Genomic DNA, 25,798 nt, shown 5'->3' on the forward strand with positions numbered 1-25,798 from the left:
AGCCACTGGAAGACGCCCTCCAGGTGGTTAAAAAATCAAGATACCGGACAACTATACACTCTGATCAAGGATGGCATTATCAGCATAGGAAATGGGTCAGCACTCTCAAGGAACACAACGTGTTCCAAAGTATGTCTCGCAAAGGAAACTGTATCGATAATTCACCGATGGAGAATTTCTTTGGGCTCATGAAACAGGAAATGTACTATGGAGAGTCTCTTCGTACTTACGAAGATTTAAAAAGGGATATCGAATCTTACATCAATTATTACAATAACAATCGTATTAAACAGAAATTGGCCGGTATGAGTCCGGTTCAGTACCGTCTTCATAACAGCCAATTAACTGCTTGATATAAAACTCTAACTTTTAGGGGTCACATCACTCAAACGAGACTTTCTTTCTACAGTTGATCCTTTACCTCACTAACAAAATGGGGGTCAGGAACTAAAGAATTATTCGTGATTAATTACTGTTGCACCTGTAGTTGTGTTACCAGCAACATCTTCGATATTTGCTGTTACATCAGCTGCAAATGTAATTGAATTACTTGATACGTTCTTAATAGTTAGAGTGGAGTTATCCCAAGTAAATGTGAAATCTCCTGCTGTAACATTAGTATCACCGTTAATAGCAGTTTCTACAGCTGTTTTGCCAGTAGCAGATAACGTTTCAGAGAAAACGATGTCTGCAGTTGCAGCAGCAGCAACTGTTGTTGTTCCAGGAGTAGATCCGTCCCCAAATGGAGTTGTTACAGTTGGTGCTGTAGCTTCAGTAACGCTTTCTGCAATTACTGCAGATTTTACGTTAACATCGTTGCCTACAGAATCTTCAAGGTATTGAGGTCTAACGATTTCTACTGATACATCGTCAGCAACAACGCCAGATTTAATAACAGTTACTACAACATCACCATTACCATCAACAGTTGCTGTGTAGTCAACGGATGGAGTAAGTACAGTTCCATCAATCATTACTTCAATTCCAGTTGCAAGTAGTGTGTCGTCAATTCCAGTTGCTTTTTGAACATCCTCATCAAATGCGATTTGGATATCAGCACCCGCAACTGTAGTAGTTGTTTGAGTAGCCTCAATCTTATCAGCTACAGTGTGGGTAGAGTTATCAGCAGCTATTGGAGCTAGCTCTGTACCATTCTGATCTTTGATTCCAGAATTAGCAGATACAACTAATTCTAGTTTGTCTCCACTATTGACTGCATCAGCTGTGAGGCTGTTAGCAAATGTAAGAGTTACTTTCTTACCATCAGCAGATACTTGTGCAGCTGTAACACCTAGATCTACAGGTTGAGAACTAGTATCAAGATCGAAATCGAACGCTCCTGCCGGTTGATTTGCAGCAAACAGGTTGCTTGGATCTGTGCTTTCAACAACAATTGTATTCTTACCTGTAGCATATGCTTTTACATCTGCTTTCTCAAATGGGTCATAGGATGCAGATACAGTATAAGGGTTAGAGATTGTTGCGTTAGAGATTAGGTTGCCAGCTTGATCCTTGATAGCCGGAGCAGCAACTGAATCAATTGCAGCAGTCCATTGGCCTTGTACTGCTTCATCAGCTTTTGGAACTAGAAGTACAACTTGCTTACCATCAGCAGATACAGATTCAACTTTTGCACCACTTACAGTACTTAGGGCTACATCAGCAGCTCCCTTTCCTACGAAGTAGTTGTTAATGTCAGATGCTACTGAAGAGTCTACAGCTTCAGAGAAACGAATTTCAATCTTGTCTTGGTCACCAGAAGCATCACCTTTAAGTACGGCAGAAGATACTACCGGAGCTTTTGAATCTATAGCTGTGAATGGAACTTCAACATCTTCAATAGTATTTGTACGGATTGAAGTATCAGTGGTTCCGGATATAGCTAGCTTGTAGTTTGCTGCTTCAATGTTTGACAAGCTATTAAATGTTACTTTGAAAGTTTTGCCATCTGGATTTGTAGTATCAAAATTAGATACCGTTGTTGCAGATGTTGCTACAGTGTCACCATTTTCATCAATAAGCTCAAATTGAGAGGTAGCTACGTTAACTTTTTCAGAGAAAGTTACTTTTAGCTCGTTACCATTTTGTACTTCAACTGAAGAAACTTCTGGTTTAATAGAGTCATCTGTAGCTTGGCCACTGATAGTTGCAAAGTCGGTGTTTTCGTTACCGAAGATATCTTCTACGTTTTTATATTTAACGTCAAAGCCTACAGTTGCTGATACATTAAATGGTGTTGCAAGATCAAGAACAACCGTTTTATTATCTCCAGCTTTTAGAGATGCAGTACCCGACCCAGCTAGGTTTAGAAGGTCAGTAGAATCACCAGCTTGCGTTACTTCGAAGGAAGCAGTAGCAAGATTAGTCACTTCTTCGTCGAACGTTACTTCAACTTTTTCTTTACCAACAAAGCTTACTGAAGTTGCTTCAGGAGCGGTAGTATCAGCCATTGTAGAGAAGTTGAAAGTCTTAGAAGCTACTTTAAATCCAGCAAAGTCTTTAGTACCTTCAATAGTTAGCGTGTGGTCACCGTCTTCAAGCGCGTTGAAGAATTCAACCTCTACAGCGTTCTCTTCTGGGACTGCTGTGAATTTAGCGAATGTTAGCTCTCCATCTACTTTAAGAGTACCACTGATGTTGTTAGAATCAGTAGTTTTGTAAACGCCAGCAGTATCAAGGTCTACTGGTTCACTGAAAGTAAGTTTTACTTTCTTGTTGTTTACTACTTCAATACCTTCAGCCGTCGGGGCAGTAACACCTGTAACTGTGTACGTTTCTTCAAATGCTTCAACCTCAGTTCCAGCAACATCTGTAACACCAGCAATCCATACTTTCACTGAATCAGATTGGTTAAGTGCACCATGTGCAAGTGTTAAAGACTTTCCGTCTTCTGATACTTCTGAAGTTAATGGTGTAGCTACTTGAGAATCGTTAACGAATACTTTCACTGTTGCATCATCGCCAGTTACATCCACAGAATCAGGATCGATAGCTTTGTTGAAAGTAACTACTTGTGCTTTAAGGTTATTCGCACTTACACTGCGAATTTTCGAGAAATAAAAAAACGTCCTATCCCAGTCATAGCAATGGGTTAAGCACGTTTTTCGGGTATGATTGTAGTATGGTTAATAAATCTTATGTTAACTCGCTTCTTTCGCCAGAATTTACACATAATAATCATATTGCCTTTTTCTTGCTTCTTCATGCAGTCGGGCATACATTTTCGTGACTTCTATAGAATCATGCCCTAAAAGATCTTGGATATACACAAGTGGCATTCCCTTTTCTGCCAGATGGGCGGCAAACGTATGGCGCATGGTATGAGGGCTAACTTTGAATCCCAGCCGGTCGGAGTAGCCTTCAAAGGTTAGTCTGAGTGCTCGCTGCTGTACCGGCTTCCCTTTGGAATTTAAAAATAGGTTGGGTAAATCATCAGTCCTCGTTGATAAATAATCCTGTATTTTTTGCTTACATCCTTGACTAAAGAACACGTTTCGTTCTTTCTTTCCTTTGCCATTTCGGATGTGAATAGCACGATGTTCCCAAGACACATCCGACTGTTTCATGTCTATGAGTTCCCCCAGTCGAACCCCGGTTGTATACATCGTCTCGATGATGGCCCGTTCCCGTTTGCTATCTTTGACCAAGTACCGAAGTTGTTCCAATTCCTCTCTTTTTAAATAGTGCGGGATTTTGTCTTCCAGTTTAGGCAAAGCCACATTGGTTGTCGGATTATTTACCAGAAGCTGTTCCTCGATGGCATAAGTGAAAAATAACCGTAGGGACGCGATCTTTTGGTGAATCGTGGTTGGTTTTTGGCCAGTCTCCTGCAAGTGGTGCATCCATTTTCTGATATCTGAGGCCTTAATCTGGTGATAAGGAGTTTGGCTAAAGAGAAAGAAGGCTTTGATATTTTGTTCATAGGCCAACAAGGTTCGTTCTTGGAGTCGATACGCATACCCGCTTAATAACTCATGCAACAACGTCATCGTTTTATCATCCATCTATGTCCTCTCCTTTATCCCATGTATTTCCGGTACATCGACACCAGTTCTTCTTTCGGAAGACGTGCATACACCCTGGTTGTTTGTAAATGACTATGGCCTAGTTCTTCGGAAATGAACGACAACTCTGCCCCTTTTGAAAGGAGGGTGGTTGCAAAGGTATGTCGCAAACGGTGCGGGCCAAAAGGCACCTCTAGCTCAGCTGATTTTCCCATTCCACTTAAAATCATATGTGCGCCTCCACGAGTTAAACGCTTTCCATGTTGGTTAATAAAGATACCTTCTGATTCCTCTGGGATATTCTCCAGGTACGTTTCCATTAAAATCGCACAACGATTAGAAAAGTGCACCGTTCGAATCTTATTTCCCTTTCCCTTTACCCTTGCCGTACGAGTCTTTAGATCAATATCTTCCATATCCAACATCAGGGTTTCCGTGATACGGCAACCTGAAGATACGAGAAATTCAAACAGAACTTGATTTCGTAAGTTTTCTATTTCAGATTGCATCCGTACTCGAGCGACCTCTTCTTTATCTAAATACTTCGGAATAGGCTCTGGTAGCCTAGGACGCCAGCGCCTTCTTATCGGAGATTGACTGATATACCCTTCCGATACACAATAGGTAAAAAAAGCAGATAAAATACTAATCCAAGTCGCTAGGGTCGTCTCCTTTTTATACCTCCCATTTTCTTGTAGCCATTCCAATACATGGTTCGACGTTACGTCTGGAATGGGTACGGAAGTTCTAGCAATAAAACGTTCCAACACACGTAAATAGGTCTCTAAGGTATTGTCACTCCGATTGGCTAGCTTTAAATGAAGCCTATATTCCTCCAAAATGCCTTGATTATCCGGATGATTTTGTTGTATATGGGCCATAACCTCCACCCTCCTTTTTATAACTGGTATTTGTCATATTGTTTTTTCCGGGCATCTTCCATTAACCTTGTATAGATGTGTGTGGAATTAATGTTGACATGTCCGAGTAATTCCTGAATGTAACTTTGAGACATGTTTTTTTCGGCTAAATGGGCCGCAAATGTATGTCGCATGGTATGAGGAACTACTTTAAACCCTAGTGCTTTGGAATAATCTTGAAATTTTTTCTCCACAAATATTCGACTTAACGCTTCCCCTCTTTGATTACAAAATAAATAGTCGCTTTCTATTTCTCTATCATTCAAATAGGCCTGCAATCGTACGGAACAATCATGCGTAAATAATACGAACCGCTCTTTATTCCCTTTCCCTTTTCGTATCCAAATTTGCCTATTCTCCCATTTGATATCTTCCCGTTTGATCTGTAAGAGTTCACTGATTCTTACGCCTGTTGCGTAAAGGGTTTCTATAATCGCTCTTTCTCTGACATTCCCCTTGGTATGTTCTTGAAGGAGTGCTACTTGACGTTTGGATAAATAATATGGAAGAGAATCATCTTTTTTGGGTGTATGAACGGTGGAGGTGGGATTCTTTTTGACTTTATTTTCTTCTAAACAATACTGATAAAAAGATTTTACAGCGGATAACTTTAAGTGGATGCTACGAGGCTTTAATCCTTTTTCTTCCATACCTGCTAGCCACGCTCTTATATCTGTGGCTTTTACCTCATCATATTCTTTATCACAAAAAGCAAAAAACTGATGTAGAGATAAACGGTAACTTCGGATTGTTTCTGAACTGAATCGAGATTGGTGATCATTTATAAAAGATTCCTGCATTTCCAGATTCATATCATCACCCCATTTTATTTTGGTATTCATTGATCATTTCTTCTGTTGGAATCCGTGCATAAACACGGGTTGTGTTTAAATCGGCATGTCCCATTTCCTCTGCGATAAATGGAAGATCGGCCCCACGTGCTAAGATATTAGTTGCAAACGTGTGGCGGCACACATGTGGATGTAAGGACTGATTTAATCCTGCTTTTTTCCCTAATTGGTGGGTGATTTTCAATACGCCATTTGGACCAAGTGCTTGACCAAACTTATTCATAAAAAGTGGATCTGTATCTTCATACTTCCCGCGTGTTTGTAAATATTCTCCTAAGACAATCGCACACTCGATTGAAAAATGAATAGCTCTCCGCTTATTTCCTTTTCCAACTACATTTGCAGTCCGCTTCTCCAAATTGACGTCTCCAATAGTTAGATTACAAAGTTCTCCTCTACGGCATCCTGAAGAAAACAGAAATAAGATAAGTGCTCGATTACGTAGAGATAATTCTTCCGTAGCGAGTCTCACTTTTGCATAATCCTCTTCTGTAAGATATTTAGGTAATGATTGGGTAATCTTTGGTCTCCATCTTTTTTTCATGACCATGTTTTCCATAAATTCTTCTTCCAAACAGAATTGAAAAAAGGAGGATAGACAAGCATGATAAAGATCAATAGTTCTTGGCTTTTTATCCTTAGAAAATTCATTCAGCCATGTTAATACATCCTCTGACGTTAATGACTCTAAAGAGATGGTACATCCTCTTAGGAATTGTTCTAGTATCCTCTTGTATTTTCTTATGGTTGCCTCCGCTTTATTAGCAAGTTTTAAGGATAACAAGTACTCATTTAATACTAACCGTGATTCTTCGGGTATATTTTCACGATGACTAATCCAAAAACTATCTGACATGAATTTTGTACCTCTTTTCTTGTATTGTGTCATAGTTTTGTAGATATAGTATGGGCGTGAAATTTTATTATTAACCATATAAAGTAAAAAAGGGGTTTTACAATATTGAAGTTACTGGTTATGATATAGGATTTATTAGGTGGATTCTGTGCGAAGTCACAAAGAAAAATATAAACGGAGCCTCTGAAAAAGTAGGTTCTAAGTCAATGTTGTGGGTTAGGAAACCTCTAGCCGCATGCACATACATAGAGAAGTTTTCGATAGAATATATAGGTTCTTCGCTCGAACAGTTTCAAATGCTGGATCTTTTGGGTGCGGTAATCATGGATTCTCTCTGCCTCCCCCCGCAATCAGGGCATTTATGGGCCTTCTTAGGCAACTGGACATGAATATGGTAAGCCCCATCTGTCTCTTCCATCTTCAAGATCTTTGTATCTTCAAAACCGGGTAATTTCATCTTAGAATACATATGCACGCAACTCCTATCCTTCTTGTTTCTAGACAATTCAAGTGTAAAGGATATAGGAGTCTGCGTGTTTTTTTATGCTTAATTTTTTAGAAACCCCAACATATATTTTAGAGCCTTTTTTTGAAATCCAAAAAATGATTTCAGAACTAAAAAAGAAGCCCCGATCAAGAGTTTCCTCTCAAACGAGACTTCCTTTTTATATTCAATATACCTATCCTTTACTATTAACACAGCAGCAGAAACTAGATACAATTATGACAAAACTTTATAAATTAGTTAGAAAAGCTATCGCCATTGTTAAGTGTAACCGTTAGAGTATCAGTTTCTCCATCTCCACCATCTACTAATGTTACACGCTCTCCGTCTACAGTAAGGATACCATCAGTGATAGTTAGAGATATTTGATTTTCAGAATCAAGAGTTACTGCTCCGCCATCTTCTTGCTGAAGGGTAGCATCTCCATCAATACTTACCGTTGCTAAACCAGAAAAGTCGTAATCAACGATATTTCCATATTCGTCGGAAACGTAAAGTTCTTCAACAACACCATCTGCGTTTAAGTCCTCTGAGCTTAGTTCGCTTGCATTAGAAGCCGTAATTGTCAAGTCATTATCAGTAGCAGTTCCCACATCAACTGTTGGAGTATTACCCACTGGTAATGTTACTTGTACATCATCGTTTTCTACAGAACTTACAGGAGCCTCTACAGTAGCCACACCGTTTACAAACGTTGCGTTGCGTAAATACTGCTCTCCAGCATTGGCTGTGTCATCAGCAAACTTAATTGTAGCTACATAGGTTCCATTGAAGTCAGTTACAGTGTCACCATTTCCATCAACTGCGGTAACTGTCATAGAAACATTTTCACCTGCAACTACTTCTGTATCAGCAATAGTAACATTATAAGTTTCAGGTCTAGTTACTGTATTGAAGGCCTCGGACTGTTGGTTTAAAGTTTCATCAGATTGTACTTCACCATCGCCGTTCACATCAACATATACTTCTGTAGAGAAATTTGATCCCTCATCTTGGTTTACTACAGGAGTAACATCAAATGTAAATTCTCCATCTGCAGCGTTAACTGTCGCTGTGACGCCATCTGTCCCAACTGCTGTGTCAGGTGTAGTAGCACCATCGCCGTTCACATCAACAATCCCAGTGAAGTTTGAAAGGTAACTATCTGCCTCAGCAGGAGTTAATTCTTCGCCATCTTTATATACTTTAATGATAACGTCAGTATTATCTGCGTTTGCATCAAAAGCATTTTCATTTTGATTCAGTAGGTTATAAGTGAAAGTAACCGGTGTTCCTCCAAAGACAGAGTCATCAGATACGGAGCTAGTTAGTGTTTGAATAACATCTGTAGAAGGAGCAACGTATTCGATAGTACCAGTTTCTACACTTGCTTCGTCGGTATCCACATCACCATCGTTGTCTTTATCCTGCCAAATTACTAGATTAGATACATCTCCATCTTGGCCTGCGCTAACTTGAAGTTCAACTTGACCGTCGCCATTTGTATCGTTAGCGAAATCGACAGTTTGTACATCAGTATTAGTGTATCCACTATCAACTTCATCATAATCAACTTGGATATTACCCTCGTTACCATCGTTAGAAGCAATATCATCAAGGTCTGTTTCGTTTGCAACGGAGGCTGTACCTGTATATGGATTACCGTATTGGTCAGTTGCTGTTAGCAAGTATTCAACAGTATCCCCTTGTTCTACTTGAGTTGTACCGTCAACTGCTACTGTTTCATTAACATCTTCACCTTCTTTAAGTTCAAGAGTGAAGTTAGCTTCTTGAGCCGCTGAATCTAATACTTCAACATTTTTGGCTTTCAGGCGAGCATCAGTGGATTCAAAGTCCTGGATAGTTTGGATACCAGCTTGATCAGCATCTTGGTAGAAAGTAGGAGCTAGTGTATCCACAGTTGTTGTTTCAAACTCAAGAACTGCTGTTCCATCACCATTGTCAAGAGTAGCAGAGTAAAGCTCAGTAGACTGACCGACGGATGCAAATTCATTGTCATTCAAACCATTGAAGTTAGTCAAACCGTCAATGTTTACGTAAACTGTTTCACCATCAGGAAGCGGATTACCATCTTCATCAGTGAAAGTAGCAACATATTTAATAGTTTGAGTTTCTTGATCTACATTAGCTGTATTACTAGTCAAGAACCCATCCTTTTCGGGATTTTCAATAGATACAGTTGCTCCAGTTTCAACCCAGTCTATGTTTACAGAGCTATCGCGTAGAGTTGGCTGGCTAAGTGCAACTGCGGATACATTGTGAGCTCCTCCATCAACCTCTGAGTAAGTAAATGTAACTTCACCATTTTCATCCGAGGTTAGAACTTGTTCTTCAACAACGTTGCCATTGAAGTTGGCACGTACACGAACATCTTCACCTGCAATAGGATCTCCATCTTCATCTTTCAAAGTATAAGTAACAGATACTTCTTCACCTACTACTGCGTTAATAGGTGATACAGTTTCTGTAGAAAGAGATTCAAGTTCATTTGCATCATAAACAACTGTGTCGTTGTATAGTTCTTCTTCACCTTCTCCAACAACAGTTAGGTTATACCCGTCTGGGTTCACACTGTCATCTTCAAGAGAAAGACCGGAAAGAGTTACAGTAGATCCATCCACAGAAATATTCTCTTCAGCTACTACTTCACCGTCGAAAGTGAATGTTGGAAGTACTTCGTCTTCTGCAAGCTCACGGTTCAGCTCTACTTCAACAGTAGTAGCGTTAATCGCACTTACAGATTCAACTGCTGGTGGTGCTTCTGCTACTTCAACTGTTACAACAACTTCTTCAGCTACGTTACCAGCAGCATCAGTTGCAGTGTAAGTTACAGTGTAGGTGCCAGCTTGAGTTGTATCAATCTCTTCTAGAACATTGCCTTCTGCATCAGTGATTTCAGAAGTTACTTCAACTTCTTCATCAACATTATCTGTAGCAGTTACTGTTGGAAGAGTCAACTCTGCACCATTTTCCACAGAGATTTCAGTTTCGCCGTCTACTGCCAATACAGGTGCTTCTGTATCAGGAGCTTCAACTACGACAGGAGCTTCCAGCACAGCGCCATTAACAGCTTCGAGAGTATACTGAGTGTCTGCTGCTTGTACTTCAGTTGTCAAAACAACAGTTGTAGTAGCATGAGTGTCAGCCAATGTTGCTTCTTCTGCTTTACGCTCCACTTTTGTTACTTCCAGGTCAGGATTGAAATCGAAAGAAAGTTCTGCGATTTCTTCATCAGTAAGTTCCCCATCGAATGTAACTTCTATTTCAGTAGAGCTTACAGCATTGACACTTTCCACTACAGGTGCAGGTGCTGATGCTTCTGCAGCTAGATGTGCTTTATATAAGAAAGTAGCAAACTGTGAACGATTAATAGTTTCAGTAGGGCGGAAATCTTCAAGCTGGTTAGTGATTCCCAAATTAGCAAGGATTTGAACGCTCTCTTTATGTGTATCGTTTACGTTATCTAGGTTGATTTCAACTTGCTCGCCGTCTGCAGAAGTAAAACCATAAGCGTTAATAATGACAGAAGCCATTTGCTCACGAGTAAGTTCTTGATCCGGAAGGAAGTTTCCATTAGAACCTTTGAAAACATTGTTGGCAGCTACTGTTGCGATGAAATCAGCATAAAGATCACCAGAGTCTACATCGTTGAAGTAGTCTCCAACTAGATCTTCGGATACCAGTTCTAAACCAAGTGCTCTTGTAAGGAAAATGGCTGCATGTGGACGGGTAACGTCGTTGGCTGCACCAAAGCTGCCATCTTCATAACCTACGACTCCTCTTTCAGCAATCCATTGAATCCCCGGGTAATGGTCATCACCAGGTGCGACATCCGTAAATTGTTCTGTAACGTCATGCTCATTAGCGGATACTGCAGGAACTGCTACTGCTACTGCTGCTGTTGCTGCCAATGAGGAAGCTGCAAACTTGCGATAATTCTTCTTGCTTGCCATAAGTAAAAATCCTCCCTTATTCTTCTTACCAACAAAATCCAGGGGGGCCTCCAAGGAATGACACCGCTGGTAATCATTGGAAAATCTGGTAATCTATTCTTTCACTTTATCAGTATAGTTGCTGCATTATTTGGTGTCAACAAAATTGGCTATAAATTCCAAAACTTCTACAATATGAGATATTTTACAGGGTTTTTACTGATTTGGTAATAAATTCCTAGACTCCATAGGAAATATTATACAGTACACTTACCAATTTTTACAAGAGGATTACGAAAAATAATTGTTTGTCATAATCATGGTTTATTTCTCCAGTGAATATAAAAGGAGCCCGCTTTGTAGAAGCGGGCTCCTTTTATTATCTATTTATCTATTTTTCCAAACTTTTACAAGAAACTTTGGCAGGTTCAGCTGGCGTTTCCATCGCCACGGTTCGACAATCAGGCGGTATAGCCACTCGAGGCCTGTTTTCCGGAACGGGGCGGGGGCGCGTTTGATGTTCCCGGCGATTACATCGAATGACCCGCCTACCCCCTGCAGGATTGAGACATTCAAGCGTTCCCGGTTGTCACGGATCCATTCTTCCTGCTTCGGACTACCGAGTGCGGCGAATACGAGATCCGCACCAGAGGCATTGATGTTTTCCACGATTTTCTCGTTATCCTGCTCATAGCCATCCATCACGCCAGCGACTTGGAGGCCGGGATGCTGCTTCTCCAATTCTTGCTTGGCGGTTTCGGCAACGCCTGGCTTGGCGCCGTACAGGAAAATGCTCTTCCCCTGGCTTGTGGCTTCACCTACCAGTTCTATCATCAAGTCAATCCCAGTGATACGGTCAGTGACCCGGCCGCCTTGCAGCTTGGAAGCAATCAGGACACCTACACCGTCCGGAATCTGGTAATCTGCCGTGTTGATCAGTTCCTTCAAGGATGGGTCGTCATTGGCCTTCATGATTTTCTCCGGGTTAACGGCGACGATGAAAGACTGCTTTTCCTCTGCTTCTGCGGAGAATAGCTTCGATTTCAGGCTTTCATAGGTTTCAACCGAGACATCGACTCCTAAGATGGTCTCTTTCTGTTTGTCGCTCATCGGTTCTTTGCATCTCCCAGACGGACGAAATCGAAGCCGGCTTCGGTCCATTTTTCTTCATCCAACAGATTCTTCGTGTCGAAGATCAGCTTTGTTTTCATGGAGCCGCCGATTTTACTTGGTTCATATGCCCGGAATTTCTTATGGTCGGTCAGTATGACGATCAAGTCCTTGCCTTCCACCGCCTCATCCAGATCTGTCACCTGATGTGGCAGACGAATGTCTTTGATATGCGGATCATAGGCAGCATACTCAATGTTCGTCTTGTTGAGATGCTCCATGATTTTCAGGGATGGACTTTCGCGCATATCATCGACATTCCCTTTGAAGGACAGTCCCAACAGGGCGATCTTCGGATTGTCCACCTGGTGCTGATCCAAGATTTCTAGGATGCGGCGGACGGTGTAGTTCGGCATATCGTCATTGGTCTCACGGGACAGCTTGATGATTTTCGCGATCTCCGGCTGCTGTTCGGCGAGGAACCATGGATCGACCGCGATGCAGTGACCGCCGACACCAGGACCAGGCTGGTGAATATTTACTCTTGGATGGTAATTGGCCAGCTTAATGGCTTCCCAGCCATTAACACCGATCTGGTCACTGATCTTTGCAATTTCATTGGCAAACGCAATATTCACATCACGGTAGGTGTTCTCAATGACCTTCACCATTTCCGCAGTGGTCGCATCCGTCAGATGAATTTCCCCGTCAACAAAGGACTTATACAGATCCTTGGTCATTTCTGCGGATTTCTTGTCGACACCGCCAACAATACGGTCATTCGCTTCCAGCTCCTGGAAGATCTTGCCCGGAATCACGCGTTCTGGTGAATGGGACAGATATAGATCTTCGCCGATTTCCAGGCCAGCTTCCTCCAGCACCGGTCGCATGACGTCTTCGACTGTCCGCGGTGGTACCGTGGATTCCAGGATGACCAGATTCCCTTTCTTCAAGTATGGCACGATGCTTTCCGTACCCTTACGCACATAGTCGAGGTTCGCGGTCTTCTCTTCAGTAATCGGAGAAGGCACAGCGATGATGAAGGCATCCGCTTCCTCCGGCTCTACCGACACGGTCAGCCTGCCAGCGTCCATCACCTCATCCAGCGCTTCCTGGAGGCCTGGTTCTTCAATATGCAGTTCTTTTCTGGATAGCTTATCAATAACTTCTCGATTGACGTCCATTCCATGCACCTGGAAGCCATGCTTCGCGAAGATGATGGATGTCGGCAATCCTATATATCCTAATCCAATTACTGTTATCTTTTTCATTTGGCTGTTTCCTTCCTTTCCTGCTCACTGCAAGTGGTCCTATAAAAAAATAATATAATGCGCTCATTTTTTGATTCCGTTTTTTTGATTCTACTAAACAATATACGTTCGTTCCGAAGATTTGCGAGGGTGTTGCCAAAATGATTCGTCCATTATGATATTTTACCACAAAATCAGACAAAGGAGAAAAGGAATGGTGTATGATTTTGTGATATAATGTAGTAGAAATTTTTAGTAGGTGGGGAGATTCTTGGCAAGCAACTCGACGATATACTTATTATGGAAACAGCTCAGGCCGAAACAATGGAGCAAGAACCTCCTTGTCTTTGCGGCACTGCTCTTCTCGTTCCAGCTTTCCAGTCTGGACGCATTTCTGCTGGCATTTCTAGGCTTTGTCCTATTCAGCTTCACAGCCAGCAGCATCTATATTATCAACGATTACCAGGACCGGGAGGCGGACCGCCAGCACCCGGTCAAGAAGCACCGGCCAATGGCTTCCGGAGCATTGAATCCGCAGCTTGCACTGGGGACAGCAGTTGTCCTGCTGTTGGCAGCATTTTTGTCTTCGTTCCTGGTCAACCAGCTGTTCTTTTTGATTCTGCTGGTTTATTTTGTGACCAATTTATTATATACCATGGTGCTGAAACATGTCGTTATTATTGATATGATGCTGATCGCCTTCGGGTTCGTTCTGCGGGCCATTGGGGGTGCGGTGATTATTGATGTTGCCTTCACGCCGTGGTTCCTATTGTGTGCGATGCTCCTTTCGCTATTTCTGGCGATCGGCAAGCGGCGCCATGAACTCCTGCTGCAGATTGAAGGGAAGACCTCGCACCGTAAAGTTCTCGAGGAATACTCCTTCCCGTTCCTGGACCAGCTGATGGGTATCGTGGCATCTGCGACGATTGTCAGCTATGCAGTATTTACTTTTACCGCCGGAGAGACTGTCCAGCTGATGTGGACTATCCCCTTTGTAATTTACGGGGTGTTCCGTTACCTGTATTTGGTACATATCCGGCAAGAAGGCGGCGCCCCGGAAAAGATCCTGCTGGGGGACAGGCATATCCTGGTGACGGTCATCCTGTATGCCGTTACCGTGCTCGTGATTCTCAGCTTCTTTAATTGACAGATTGATAAACTTGCATAAAGGTGTGATGATCACAGTGAAACCGAAGAAAAAACAACTCGCAGGCTGGGGGAACTACCCAAAGGAATCCTGCTACATATACCGCCCAGAGACCTTGGGAGAGTTGAAGGGATTGATAAAGGACGCAGACGTCGATTCACAGATTGCCTATGGGCTCGGCCGCAGCTATGGGGATACAGCACTGAATAAGGATTCTGGCGTAATTGGAACTGACCGGCTGAACCATTTTTTGGAATTCGACGAAGAGAAGCAAACGCTGACCTGTGAGGCCGGCGTATCACTCGCTGATGTTATCGATGTGTTCCTGCCACGGGGCTATTTTCCCGGGGTGACTCCAGGCACTACCTATGTAACGATCGGCGGGGCTATTGCTAATGATGTACACGGCAAGAACCATCACAGCGACGGCAGCTTTTCCGAATATGTGCTGTCCTTCGACCTAATGATCGCAGACGGCAGTATCGTCACCTGCAGCCGCACGGAAAATGAAGAATTGTTCTGGGCGACGATCGGCGGAATTGGGTTGACGGGAATCATCCTAAAGGCGACCATCCAATTGATTCCGGTAGAAAGTTCGTATATTAAGGCGACCTATGAGAAGGCCCGGAATTTGGATGATGCCTTTGAGAAGTTCATCGAAAATGATGCCAACTTCAAGTACTCCGTCGCCTGGATTGACTGCCTCAGCACCGGCGATTCGCTCGGGCGTTCGGTGCTGATGCGCGGAGACCATGCGCGGGCAGATGAGCTGCCGGCGAAGATCAAAAAGCCGCTTGGCAGTCCGGACAAGCCAGGGTTGAAGATGCCGGTGAATGCGCCGGGCATTGCCCTAAATTACTGGTCGATTTCCGCGTTCAACCAGCTGTATTACTCTTCCTATAAGGATGAGACCAAGATTGTGGATGCCGCTTCCTTCTTCCATCCCCTCGATTCAATCGAGGACTGGAACAAGCTGTACGGAAAGAAAGGCTTTGTACAATATCAGGCGGTGTTCCCGAAAGACAGGGAACCTAAGAAAGGTTTGCGCAAGGTACTCGAGCGCCTGACCGAGGAAAAACGTTCTTCGTTCTTGGCCGTGCTGAAAAGCTCAGGTGCACAAAATGCCGGCATGCTCTCCTTTCCGATGGAGGGCTACACTCTGGCACTCGATATTCCGATCAAGGATGACGGGCTGTTTCCTTTTTTGAAGGAACTCGATGAAATTGTGCTCGCCCACGGTGGCCGGGTCTACCTGGCCAAGGATGCCGTGCTGGATGCTGACACTTTCCGGGAGATGTATCCACGTTGGGAGGAATTCCTGAGGGTGAAGCAGCAGGTGGATCCCGATGGGCGGTTTGCTTCATCCATGTCACGGAGATTGGGATTGACGGAGTAACTGTCTGGTATTGTTTTGGTGCTGGCGTGCAGTGCGGGTGGTATCGGCAGTTGGGGCTGTTTATCAGCAGTTGAAACGTGCTATCATCCGGATAACAGTTTTATCGCTAGATGAAGTGCCGATCTCGGCCCAACAGCAGATTTATCAGCAGCAAAGATAAAATATGCGCTAATAATTTGAAAAACAAGCTATTGAATAAGCAGGAGGTTACAACATGGGAGCAATATTGGTGGTCGGTGCGACGTCGACCATTGCGAAAGAGACCGTACGCAGACTCGCTGCGCGAAATAAGGATCTAATTCTTGCCGGGCGGAATATAGAGGAGCTGGAACGCCTGAAGAATGACCTGGAAATCCGGCAGCAGGCAAGGGTCTATGTACGGCGGTTCGAGGCGTTGGATTTTGACAGCCATGAGGAATTCTTCTCAGGAACTGTGAAAGAGGCCGGGGATTTGGAAGGGCTCCTGCTGATGTATGGGGCCATGGAAGATCAGAAGGAGGCCGAACAGTCCTTTGAGCTGTCGCGGAAAATGATTGATGTAAATTATACATCAGCGGTATCGATTCTGAACATTGCCGCCAATTATTTTGAACAGAAGCGGCGCGGCTTTATTGCTGCTGTTTCGTCAGTGGCCGGCGACCGTGGCCGGAAGAGCAATTATATTTACGGGTCAACGAAGGCTGGTCTCGATGCTTATATGCAGGGGCTGCGCAACCGGCTCCATGCAAAGGGTGTTCATGTCATGACCATCAAGCCGGGAATGGTGGACACGAAGATGACCTATGGTGTGGTGGGCGACTCACCGCTGCTCGCCCGTCCGGAGAAGGTCGGCTTAGATATCGCCAAGGCGGTAAGAAAGCGCAAAGATGTACTGTACACGCCAGGTTTCTGGGTCATCATCATGTTGGTGATCAAGCTTCTCCCTGAAAAACTGTTCAAGCGGATGAATCTGTAATGGATACAGCAACTGGGAGGAACGGCGGCATCCTGCCGAAATTCATCATCGGTGTTGTGCTCGGAGTCGTCGTGGTGGCAGGCTTTCTTCTGATCTCCGACTGGAGGCAGGTCAGCGGTTCGATTGCCACTATGCCGAAGGGTCCCCTGTTGGTCGCCTTCCTGCTGACGTTAATGAGCTATCTGTTCCGGCTGGGCAAATGGCATGCCTTTTCCCGTTGGTCGGGTTTTTCCGTTCCATTCCGGAAAAATGCTGCTATCTTCTTCATTGGTTTGATGATGTCCATCACCCCGGGCAAGGCGGGCGAGCTGATTAAATCCTATTATTTGAAGGAAACCTCGGATATTCCTTATTCAGCGTCCATCCCGGTCGTCTTCTATGACCGGCTCACCGACCTCTTGGCGATGGCCGCCCTGGTTGCCGTGGGCCTGCTCGTGTACCCATTCGGCATCACGCCGTTTCTGGCGACAGTAGTGCTAATTTCAGGCTTCTTTTTCCTGGCCCAGCGTCAGGGGCTGATGAAGAAGATGATTGACCTGCTGACCCGGCCGGATAGACTGCGCCGGTTCCGCGGGTCGCTCCACCACTTTTACCAGCAGACTCTTTATTTGATGCAGTTCCGCATTTTGAGTTTTGCTTTTGTGGTGAGTGTGCTGGCCTGGCTGTCGGAGTGTATTGCCCTGTTTGTCATCCTCGGCGCATTCAACCAAGAGGTCTCCATCCTGGCGAGCATCCTGACCTTCAGCCTCGGAACACTTGCTGGTGCTGTCTCGATGATTCCGGGCGGTTTAGGGGCTGCAGAGGGGTCGATTACGGGACTACTGATCCATTTTGGGGTCGGAGGTAGCCTTGCTGTTTCCATTTCGCTGATTGTCCGGTTTGTTACCCTGTGGTTCGGGGTGCTGATCGGCTTCGTTGTCTTTCTTTTCCGGCGGAAAGCCTTCCGCGGAACGAACATTACTGTTTAGGAGTGCCAAATCATGCCTTATTTTCTTGCACCTTTTGTCGGATGGGCAGCATCCGGCTTCCTGAAATTCCTGATCCATTATCTGAAATACGGGGAGGACGCCCGCCATCATATGGGAAACGGCGGCTTCCCGAGCACCCATACATCCACCGTCTCGGCGGCCGCCTTCCTGATCGGCTTTGGGGAAGGCTTTTTCTCTGCCATATTCGGGTTGGCGGCGGCCTTCTTGTTCATTGTCATCATTGATGCCACTGGCTTGCGGATTGCAGTCGGCAAACAGGCTGAAATTCTCAATAGCCTGAATCGCAATAGGGACCCGGAAGCCAAACCGCTCCGTGAACGAATGGGCCACAGCCTTGTGGAAGTACTCGGCGGGCTGGTCGTCGGTTTCCTCGTCAGCCTTGTCCTGTATTATCTGTTCAACTGGTGGGGGTGGATAACATGAGAAGAAAGATATTGGCAACGGACATATCGCTGTTGCTAATTTTTTCTGCGTATGCAAGTTATATCCTGATTAAGGCGAAATATCATCCTAGTGGCTATGTGTCTTCAGATTCGGCCCATTACCTGCAGATGGCAGCGAATCTGCTGGAGGGGAACGGAATGACGACCGTCGATATGGTCCCGGGTATGAGCACGTATTTCGCCACATGGCCGATCGGCTACCCGGTGCTTATCGCTATTGCTTCCTTAATCAGTGGATTGAACGTATTCTGGGCTTCCAAGCTGATGAATATCATCCTGGTAGGCCTCTGCCTTCTTGTACTGAGGAACCTGTTTCAAGAGAAGGCTGGGACTGCTGGGCTGGTGCTGTTTGCCGGGAGCTTCACAGGCATTTTTGCCTACACGTGGTCCGAGGTTCCGTTCTTGTTCGGACTGCTTTGGCTGATCTACGGGCTTGTCCGCTTTGTAGGAACGAATCACCGGCGCTATGCCGTACACCTTTTGTTTGCAGCCATCTTTCTATTTTTCATGCGGTATATAGGCCTGATCGGTGCCGGAATGATTGGATTACTCGGGTTCTATTATCTATACAGGAGAGAATGGCAGAATATGTGGCTATGCTGGGTCACTGGCACCCTGCCGATTCTGATTGCAGGCGGCTACCTGCTGATTAATTATATCAATGCCGGATTGCCCACCGGGATGGAACGTGTGCCACGTTGGGAGTCAGCCGGTGAATTCTTTACCATGCTATGGGAAGGAATCCTGGCGGAACTCAATTACCTGTCCCTTTGGAACGATGAATTTTTATGGGTAAGCATTGCCGTGCTGGTGATAGGCGGGTTGATGTTCCTGCGGGGTCGAGAATTTAAGCGGCTATTTACACTTCCCGCCAGCAGTCTGGTACTGCCCGGTATGTTCCTATTCGGTGCCATTGTTTATTATGCAGCTATCATCTACATGCGCTGGACTGCCCATTTCGATCCATTCAATTTCCGCCTGCTCGGACCAGGTACCCTGATGCTGATGCTCGCCATTATTGCATGGGCCTCCCAAACCGGTCAGCGGCCATGGAGGCGGTGGCGCTCCTTTTTCCAAGTGGTATTCGGTGCAGCTTTCCTGGTGAATATCGTATGGAACAGCTATACACTGGTCCAAGAGCCGAGTCCTAATTATGCGGACACGCGGGAGCAAGTGAAGGAGACCTATGAGCAGGTAGAGCCTGGCAGCATTATCGCCTTTGAGAATGTTCACGCCCGTTACTTACGGACGGATTTACAATACATCAAGGTACACTTTCAACCATATTTCGCCGAAAATGAATCGCTCGAAGAATTCTTGAACCGGATTACGCCAAATGAGGCGCCTGCTGTTCTGCTGGAGAACGATGACACTATACGAAGCCATCGCTATCACGAAAGCTTCACAGAGCTCGCGGAGGAAGCTGGCCAAGAACCGAATTTTATTAAAATAAATGAGTAGTTTTGTGATTAAATGAGAGGTCTTCCTTTAGGGAGGCCTTTTTTTGTTGGCAGTGTTGGTGTGCTGGTTGGGTGTTAGTTGCGGCATATGGCGATGATTTGAAATGACTGAATCAAGGAACAGGACATTGGAGTTCATTTTACACGAATATATTACTTATATGCTAAACACATGTGCAGTTGCCATAACTTCTGTTTTTCCCGCATATATCGGAAACACCGTAACTATCTTGTGACTGCCTTTTAATCTTTTCTTCAAATGGTATATCATATAAATCATGATAATGCTCTAAAGCCTCTTGTAACTCATCATAAAATGTTTCCCATTTTCCCTTTGGCCAATTATCTAATTCCTTTGTACACTCCTCACAATATTCTCCTTCCTCATAAGGGTAATCACGAAAAAACAGATTTTCCTTATCCTCTTCACACCATTTACACGTACTCATTGATACACTCCTTGTTAAAAAATAATCCCTTTTTCTAATATATGAATAAAAGAACTAGGTATATGCCTAAATAAAAAATACTAAATAAATTTTACTATGGCCTTCTATATTTGTATTTGCCTTGGGATTCTAGCGCTTGAGTACCAGCTTTATATAGTCTTCTATAGCTTTCATCTACCAAAAAGAGGCCTTCCCAAAGGGAGGCCTCTATCTAGATAACTATTTATCTTTCAACTTGCTGCCTTTACCGCCTACTAGATTCAGGATCGGGCGGTAGCCATTGCCGATGATGCCAGTCACTTCTACGATAAGTTCGACAATAATCAGAAGGCCAGTCATGATTAAGATGGAGCCCCAGACGGTGGAGCTTGCCATGGAGATGGCGGCGACACTGAAAAGGCCGCTCAGGGCATAGATCATCACGACTGTCTGGCGATGAGTGAAACCGAGACGGAGCAGGCAGTGATGGAGATGGGATTTGTCCGGTGCGGATAATGGCTTCTTTTGAACGATTCGGCGAATAATAGCAAAAGAAGTATCCAGAATCGGAATCCCCAGAACAATAATCGGTACTGCCAAAGAGACGACCGTCACGTTCTTAAACAGGCCCATGACTGCCAGCACGCTGATCATATAACCCAGGAACAAGGAGCCCGTGTCCCCCATGAACAGCTTGGCGGGGTGAAAGTTATAGACCAGGAATCCGAGTGTGCTGCCAAGCAGCAGCAGGCCGATTAGAGCGATGAACTCATTTCCCATGGAGATGGCCATCCCGGAAATGGTCATCATGGCGATGGCAGAGACGCCTGCCGCCAGTCCGTCCAACCCGTCGATAAGGTTGATGGCGTTCGTAATGCCGACAATCCAGAGAATCGTCAGCGGTATGGCGAAGTAGCCGAATTCGATTCTGTCACCAAACGGAAGAGTAATGAATTCGATCTGCACCCCGCCAAGTACGGTGACCAGTGCGGCGATAAGCTGGCCGCCGAACTTGGTTTTTGCCGACAGCTCCATCAGGTCATCCATCATGCCAATAGCTATGATGATGAAGGCGCCGAGCAGGATAGGCCATGCTCGTATTGTATCCGGCATATACAGTACCACTCCCAGCAGAAAGCTGAGAAAGATAGCCAGACCTCCCATACGGGGCATGACTTTTGCGTGTACTTTCCTGTTATTCGGCTGGTCAACTGCACCGACTTTGATAGCCAATTTTTTTACAAATGGCGTCAGGATCAATGCAACAATGAAGCAGATGATCAGTGGTAGAATGTATTCCATATCGATCCCCCTATGATCGTAGTGCAGCTTCCTCAAAAGGGAGCTGTAAATCTATTAAACAATCCCATGCCTCGGAATTCTACCGAAACCATGAAAATAGCTTTCCGCTAATCTTCCTATCTAATATTCTCACTACATTATATACGAAGTCTGGGAAAATTCAATTGGGGGTGGAAGAAAAATATTTTCCTGTTCCGGGAAAATATTCTACCTAAAAGGAATCCACATCTCCCTGGGTGATCCACCAGTTTTCTAGTTTGTCCGCTTCGGAATATTCTTCGTTTAGGCGGTGGATAACCAGCGGCATCGGCTTGTCCTTCTCCTTGAAGCCTATCTGCTCCAGGGCACCGGCCGCGGGGCCGCCGGGTGCCATCCACGTCTGGATGATGTCTGTATCTCCCAGCTTCCTGATTGCTTCTGTAAAGAGATATTCCCAGTTGCGCTGATCACCAAACGTCAGGCCGTCTACGATGTGCCCCACGGTTACCCGGCCCTTTTTAAAGGCCACTTGTTCTTTTTTCAAAATGATGTATCCTTTCAGCTCGCCCTCTTGGCTGAGGGAATACGCCGTATAGGGATGGTCCGGGTGTTCAAGGAACCTCCAGTTGAGATAATCACTGCCCCGCTTTAACAGGACGGGCTTCAAACCAGCAGCTGCTTCGGCTAATGCATCACACCGCTGGTCAAAATGGTTCACTTCATTGAATTCCCAACCTGCCGGGAGGAAAGAAAGCTTTTTCAACTTCCCGTGGCGGTATACATTCCCTGCAACTGCCAACAATGGTTTAAGGAGTGGAAGCACTCCGGCTGCGGGCGGTCCGGGGTTCATGACCATCATATACCTGGAAATATCGCCTGCATGGACGCCGCCTGTATGTCTAAGCAAAAGCTCCTTCGCTTTAGGTGCGGGGAAGCCATAAAGCAGGTCGATCTGATGCTTGCCTGCTTCTTCCAGCATCGTCTGGTTCAGCTGTCCATATATTCCCTTCCCCCTTGCCTTGGGATCTACCATTGTGTCCACCCGTAGGGCAATTTTAGAAGAATTTCCTTTTATGTAGGCCTCAGCGACCCATAGCGCGATATGACCAAGGATTTGCCCTTCTTCTTCAAATACGAGGATGAATGGATTCAGGTCAGACGGCCTCCGTTCAAATTTCCAGTTCCAATGCTCCGGGGATCTCTCTTTCCGGAACACCTTCTGATAAAGTGCTTCTACCTGCTGCTGATCTTCTTCTTTGTAATAGCGTACGGCCATAAGCTTTCTCCTAACTAGTTCTCTTTCCCTCGAAAACTATTCTCATATAATCTTTTTTTCAACCGGAAGTTTTTATAGATGGCCCATAGCAATGTGTCCGTCCGGTTCGCCTGCTTGAACAGCTCAGGGAACCGGGAAGGATAGTACTCATTCTCCAGGTACTCACAGTGCTGGATGAAGGCCGGAATAGTCGGCTCGACGAACACCTCTGCCGCCTGGATATCCTCTGCGGCCAGTTCCCGCTTCAGCCGGTTCAGCTCCAGGAAGCCGTCAAATGCAATCGCCTGAGAGGAAAATACTTCAATTGCGCGCTTTTTATCGGCTACTGTGTCACTGATGTCCATCACACAGTTGACAAACGAAGGGGGAATCGGACAATTGATCTCATAGAGTCTAAGGGTCATGGACGGATCCTCCATATCCTTCAATACATCTGCCAGTGTTTTGGCTGTCTGTGTATGATCGGTATGGGCATCCACATAGGACGTACAGTAAATGATATCCGGCTGGACGGTTTCAATGATGTCCCGGAACTTCCTTCTGGATTCTTCATTGCTCTCTACTTTGCCGTCCGGCAGTCCCATATAATGGATGGAATCAATGCCGAGGATGCCTTTTGCTTCTTCCATTTCCTTCATTCTCGTATGGATTAATTCATCCTTGCTGAGATCACTGACACTGTTGGAACCATCCGTTACAAATGCACAATGGACTTCCGCCCCTTCATTTGCATGCTTGCGGATGACACCGCCAGGTCCAATGGTCTCATCATCCATATGGGGGGCCAGGACAAGGACCTTCCTTGCTCCTGTCGTATCGGCCAGCACCTTGGATGCTTGATAATGCCTTTTCAGCATGAATCTGGTCACTGGAATGTTGATTGGTTTCAATATACCTATGATTAGTTGTTTCGCATTCATGTCCTTATACCCCTTCTTCACTGTTTCCTCTTCACAAATTTATCGATCAGGAACTGCAGGGATTGGGAGCGAAGCAGGAATACAAGTATTCCATAGACAACTGCTCCAACAACTGCGACTGTTCCTATTTGGACTAGATTATGCCAGCCGGCGATATAATCCAGTAACGGCCATACTGCAACAGTCATCACTATCGCAGCAACGGTGATTTTCAAAAATTCCATCAACAGATATTTCATATTCAAACCGTTCACCAGTCTGTAGAAGACGATGAACGATGCCGCCACATAGAATAAGGCATTGACAGAGGCGGAAAGTGGAATTCCCCGATAGCCTATCCAAGAAGTGAAGATGAAATTCAAGACAATATTCATTAATATAGATAGGCCGCTGATCATCAGAATTAAATGGCCTTTTTTAAGGGAGTAGAACCCTTTATTTGTTACATTGTTTAAACTGAAGAATAGAACGGATCCAAAATATAAATAAGCAACCTGTGTGGTCGCTGCTGTCGCTTCTGCTGAAAATGCTCCCCGTTCATAGAGGAGTTCGATCAGGTTAGGCATCAGAACCAGCATTCCTGCAATCGATGGCAGAAGAATAAGATACATCAGCGTGAATCCGTGCTCCAGACCACGTTTGAATAATTTATGATTATCAGATGCGATCGCCCGGGAAAGCAGCGGAAAGACGATGGTGCCGATAGTCACGCCGAAAATTCCCTGGGGCATGTGGATAAGGTTTTTAGCGTAATTGATATAGGTAACGGCCCCTTCTTCAAAGTAGCTCGCAAAAATGGTACCGACCATTAAGTTGATCTGTCCGACCGCCACCGTCAATCCGACCGGTATGAACACCCAGTAGAATTGCCTTACCTCGAGCCAATCCATCTTCCCCTTCAGCTTGATTACCTTCCTGGGCAATACCAGTATTAGCTTGAAAAGCAGGGAGAAAATAGTTCCGGCAAAGTAACCCAGAGCCAGGGAATACACACCTATGGACTCTGCAAAAAGGAAAGCTCCAAAAATTGAACTCATAATGACAATGATCTGCGACACCATAGACAGGGAGAATTTATTTTCGGCATCAAAGAATGCCTCCAAAACAGCATTCATCCCTACAAACAGGATCGTGGAAAAGAAAATCATTGCCACCAGTACGGCTATTTCATTCGCCTCACTGTGGAATTCCGGATATAAGAGCGGTATGTACCATGGAGCGAACGCCATCCCAAGAATGGTGACAATCAAACTGATCAGGATGGTGCCTCGGAAGACCTGCCCCATATGGAAGCTGCCTCTATTTTTTTCTAATGCTTCAATATAACTCGGGACGAATGCATTTTTCATCCCGGTGGTCATAAAAAGTATAAACATATTGGGAATGATGAACGCAGCCAGATAGGCATCTGCTGCATAGCTGTCCCCAAAGTAATATGCGATTACCATATCCCGCAGCAAGCCGGATACTTTTAATAATAAAGACGCCCCTATAAAAAGGACGCTTGCTAAGCCTAGTCTCGATTTCAACGGTAATACCTCTCTCATCTGCTCAAGCATGAACTGCTAAATTATATTCTATCATATTTCTTTCTATATCAAAACTGACTTTATTGCTAGGATTGATTTCTACTTTTTACCAGAAGCACCCGCATACCAAAGCCTTAGACGACCGGTCGGTGACGTTCGGGCTATGCTCAGCGCGCAGGCGGAGGACGCTACAGCTGAGAGTGGCGGGCTCATTCGATTCATCCCCTGAGAAGGTAAAGGATGCACATTCATAGCGATATACGACGCTTCCACGCATAGCCCACTTTTAGTCTGCCTTCCATTTAACCTGCTGTCGATGGGACTACTCTCACAGCGGCCACTAGACGCTGGGCTCTTGATTAGAGTGTGGATATCCCTGTTAATGTGTTATGAAAACCCCGAATTTTTAGTTTCCTTATAAAAAAGGTTCTAAGTCAAATGTTGGGGTGGGAGTCCAAACTCCTGCCCCTTTATCCTAATGAATTGCCGATTGATTTGAATTGATGATGTAATAAAACGCGATGTTTCAAGCGGTCATACCTTCGG

General features: G+C 44.9%; 23 protein-coding genes. 8 read left to right on the top strand and 15 right to left on the bottom strand.

Going from position 1 to position 25,798, the window contains the following annotated elements:
* Nucleotides 1-353: transposase (locus ACFODW_RS03980; RefSeq protein WP_390303330.1), on the top strand; the 353-nt coding region annotated here is incomplete at its 5' end.
* Nucleotides 354-455: 102 nt separating this feature from the next.
* Here ACFODW_RS03980 and ACFODW_RS03985 read toward each other — a convergent pair.
* The 10 genes from ACFODW_RS03985 to ACFODW_RS04030 form a co-directional block, all read right to left on the bottom strand.
* On the bottom strand, nucleotides 456-2,948 hold the full coding sequence (locus tag ACFODW_RS03985) for a hypothetical protein (RefSeq protein WP_390303333.1): 2,493 nt from the start codon (nucleotides 2,946-2,948) through the stop codon (nucleotides 456-458).
* Nucleotides 2,949-3,164: 216 nt separating this feature from the next.
* The gene (locus tag ACFODW_RS03990; RefSeq protein ID WP_390303336.1) at nucleotides 3,165-4,004 is read right to left on the bottom strand and encodes a tyrosine-type recombinase/integrase; all 840 of its coding nucleotides are present in this window, start codon (nucleotides 4,002-4,004) and stop codon (nucleotides 3,165-3,167) included.
* A 14-nt stretch (nucleotides 4,005-4,018) separates the two neighbouring features.
* Nucleotides 4,019-4,885: a tyrosine-type recombinase/integrase gene (locus ACFODW_RS03995; RefSeq protein WP_390303339.1), complete on the bottom strand. Its 867-nt coding sequence runs from the start codon at nucleotides 4,883-4,885 to the stop codon at nucleotides 4,019-4,021.
* Nucleotides 4,886-4,902: 17 nt separating this feature from the next.
* Nucleotides 4,903-5,766, bottom strand: coding sequence for a site-specific tyrosine recombinase/integron integrase (gene xerA, locus ACFODW_RS04000; protein WP_390303342.1), 864 nt, complete (start codon nucleotides 5,764-5,766; stop codon nucleotides 4,903-4,905).
* On the bottom strand, nucleotides 5,741-6,631 hold the full coding sequence (locus tag ACFODW_RS04005) for a tyrosine-type recombinase/integrase (protein ID WP_390303345.1): 891 nt from the start codon (nucleotides 6,629-6,631) through the stop codon (nucleotides 5,741-5,743). Before ACFODW_RS04005 ends, xerA begins: the two co-directional genes overlap by 26 nt.
* 227 nt (nucleotides 6,632-6,858) lie before the next feature.
* Complete coding sequence (locus tag ACFODW_RS04010; protein ID WP_390303348.1) at nucleotides 6,859-6,981, bottom strand: transposase family protein; 123 nt, start codon at nucleotides 6,979-6,981, stop codon at nucleotides 6,859-6,861.
* Nucleotides 6,924-7,100: a hypothetical protein gene (locus ACFODW_RS04015; RefSeq protein WP_390303397.1), complete on the bottom strand. Its 177-nt coding sequence runs from the start codon at nucleotides 7,098-7,100 to the stop codon at nucleotides 6,924-6,926. The genes ACFODW_RS04010 and ACFODW_RS04015 overlap by 58 nt, the downstream gene beginning before the upstream one ends.
* Nucleotides 7,101-7,372: 272 nt before the next feature.
* A complete protein-coding gene (locus ACFODW_RS04020; RefSeq protein WP_390303351.1) occupies nucleotides 7,373-11,089 on the bottom strand; it encodes an S-layer homology domain-containing protein in 3,717 nt (1,238 codons plus the stop codon).
* A gap of 366 nt (nucleotides 11,090-11,455) precedes the next feature.
* On the bottom strand, nucleotides 11,456-12,178 hold the full coding sequence (locus ACFODW_RS04025) for a WecB/TagA/CpsF family glycosyltransferase (protein WP_390303354.1): 723 nt from the start codon (nucleotides 12,176-12,178) through the stop codon (nucleotides 11,456-11,458).
* Nucleotides 12,175-13,449, bottom strand: a complete 1,275-nt coding sequence (locus ACFODW_RS04030) for a nucleotide sugar dehydrogenase (RefSeq protein WP_390303357.1) — start codon at nucleotides 13,447-13,449, stop codon at nucleotides 12,175-12,177. Before ACFODW_RS04030 ends, ACFODW_RS04025 begins: the two co-directional genes overlap by 4 nt.
* A gap of 250 nt (nucleotides 13,450-13,699) precedes the next feature.
* On the opposite strand from ACFODW_RS04030, the gene ACFODW_RS04035 reads away from it, so the two are divergent.
* From ACFODW_RS04035 to ACFODW_RS04065, 7 genes are read left to right on the top strand one after another with little or no spacing between them, the layout of a single operon-like run.
* A complete protein-coding gene (locus tag ACFODW_RS04035) occupies nucleotides 13,700-14,575 on the top strand; it encodes a decaprenyl-phosphate phosphoribosyltransferase (RefSeq protein WP_390303360.1) in 876 nt (291 codons plus the stop codon).
* Between the two features lie 4 nt (nucleotides 14,576-14,579).
* A complete protein-coding gene (locus ACFODW_RS04040; RefSeq protein WP_390303363.1) occupies nucleotides 14,580-15,971 on the top strand; it encodes an FAD-binding protein in 1,392 nt (463 codons plus the stop codon).
* Between the two features lie 31 nt (nucleotides 15,972-16,002).
* Nucleotides 16,003-16,131, top strand: a complete 129-nt coding sequence (locus ACFODW_RS04045) for a hypothetical protein (protein ID WP_390303366.1) — start codon at nucleotides 16,003-16,005, stop codon at nucleotides 16,129-16,131.
* Between the two features lie 54 nt (nucleotides 16,132-16,185).
* Nucleotides 16,186-16,926 carry an SDR family oxidoreductase gene (locus ACFODW_RS04050; protein WP_390303369.1) on the top strand — a complete coding sequence of 247 codons (741 nt, stop codon included), beginning with the start codon at nucleotides 16,186-16,188 and terminating at the stop codon, nucleotides 16,924-16,926.
* Nucleotides 16,926-17,894, top strand: a complete 969-nt coding sequence (locus ACFODW_RS04055) for a lysylphosphatidylglycerol synthase transmembrane domain-containing protein (protein WP_390303372.1) — start codon at nucleotides 16,926-16,928, stop codon at nucleotides 17,892-17,894. Before ACFODW_RS04050 ends, ACFODW_RS04055 begins: the two co-directional genes overlap by 1 nt.
* A gap of 12 nt (nucleotides 17,895-17,906) precedes the next feature.
* Nucleotides 17,907-18,338, top strand: a complete 432-nt coding sequence (locus ACFODW_RS04060; protein ID WP_390303375.1) for a divergent PAP2 family protein — start codon at nucleotides 17,907-17,909, stop codon at nucleotides 18,336-18,338.
* A complete protein-coding gene (locus ACFODW_RS04065) occupies nucleotides 18,335-19,819 on the top strand; it encodes an ArnT family glycosyltransferase (protein ID WP_390303378.1) in 1,485 nt (494 codons plus the stop codon). Before ACFODW_RS04060 ends, ACFODW_RS04065 begins: the two co-directional genes overlap by 4 nt.
* A 163-nt stretch (nucleotides 19,820-19,982) precedes the next feature.
* Here ACFODW_RS04065 and ACFODW_RS04070 read toward each other — a convergent pair whose 3' ends face one another.
* From ACFODW_RS04070 to murJ, 5 genes are all read right to left on the bottom strand, one after another.
* Nucleotides 19,983-20,267, bottom strand: coding sequence for a hypothetical protein (locus ACFODW_RS04070; protein ID WP_390303382.1), 285 nt, complete (start codon nucleotides 20,265-20,267; stop codon nucleotides 19,983-19,985).
* Nucleotides 20,268-20,486: 219 nt separating this feature from the next.
* On the bottom strand, nucleotides 20,487-21,548 hold the full coding sequence (locus tag ACFODW_RS04075) for a glycosyltransferase family 4 protein (RefSeq protein ID WP_390303385.1): 1,062 nt from the start codon (nucleotides 21,546-21,548) through the stop codon (nucleotides 20,487-20,489).
* A 211-nt stretch (nucleotides 21,549-21,759) separates the two neighbouring features.
* On the bottom strand, nucleotides 21,760-22,803 hold the full coding sequence (locus ACFODW_RS04080; RefSeq protein ID WP_390303388.1) for a GNAT family N-acetyltransferase: 1,044 nt from the start codon (nucleotides 22,801-22,803) through the stop codon (nucleotides 21,760-21,762).
* Nucleotides 22,804-22,817: 14 nt separating this feature from the next.
* On the bottom strand, nucleotides 22,818-23,723 hold the full coding sequence (locus ACFODW_RS04085; RefSeq protein WP_390303391.1) for a PIG-L deacetylase family protein: 906 nt from the start codon (nucleotides 23,721-23,723) through the stop codon (nucleotides 22,818-22,820).
* A gap of 17 nt (nucleotides 23,724-23,740) precedes the next feature.
* On the bottom strand, nucleotides 23,741-25,252 hold the full coding sequence (gene murJ, locus ACFODW_RS04090) for a murein biosynthesis integral membrane protein MurJ (protein ID WP_390303394.1): 1,512 nt from the start codon (nucleotides 25,250-25,252) through the stop codon (nucleotides 23,741-23,743).
* Nucleotides 25,253-25,798 lie beyond the last annotated feature (546 nt).

Origin of the sequence: Virgibacillus sediminis (assembly GCF_042643265.1) — a bacterium.
Classification (GTDB): Bacteria; Bacillota; Bacilli; order Bacillales; family Amphibacillaceae; genus Virgibacillus_O; species Virgibacillus_O sediminis.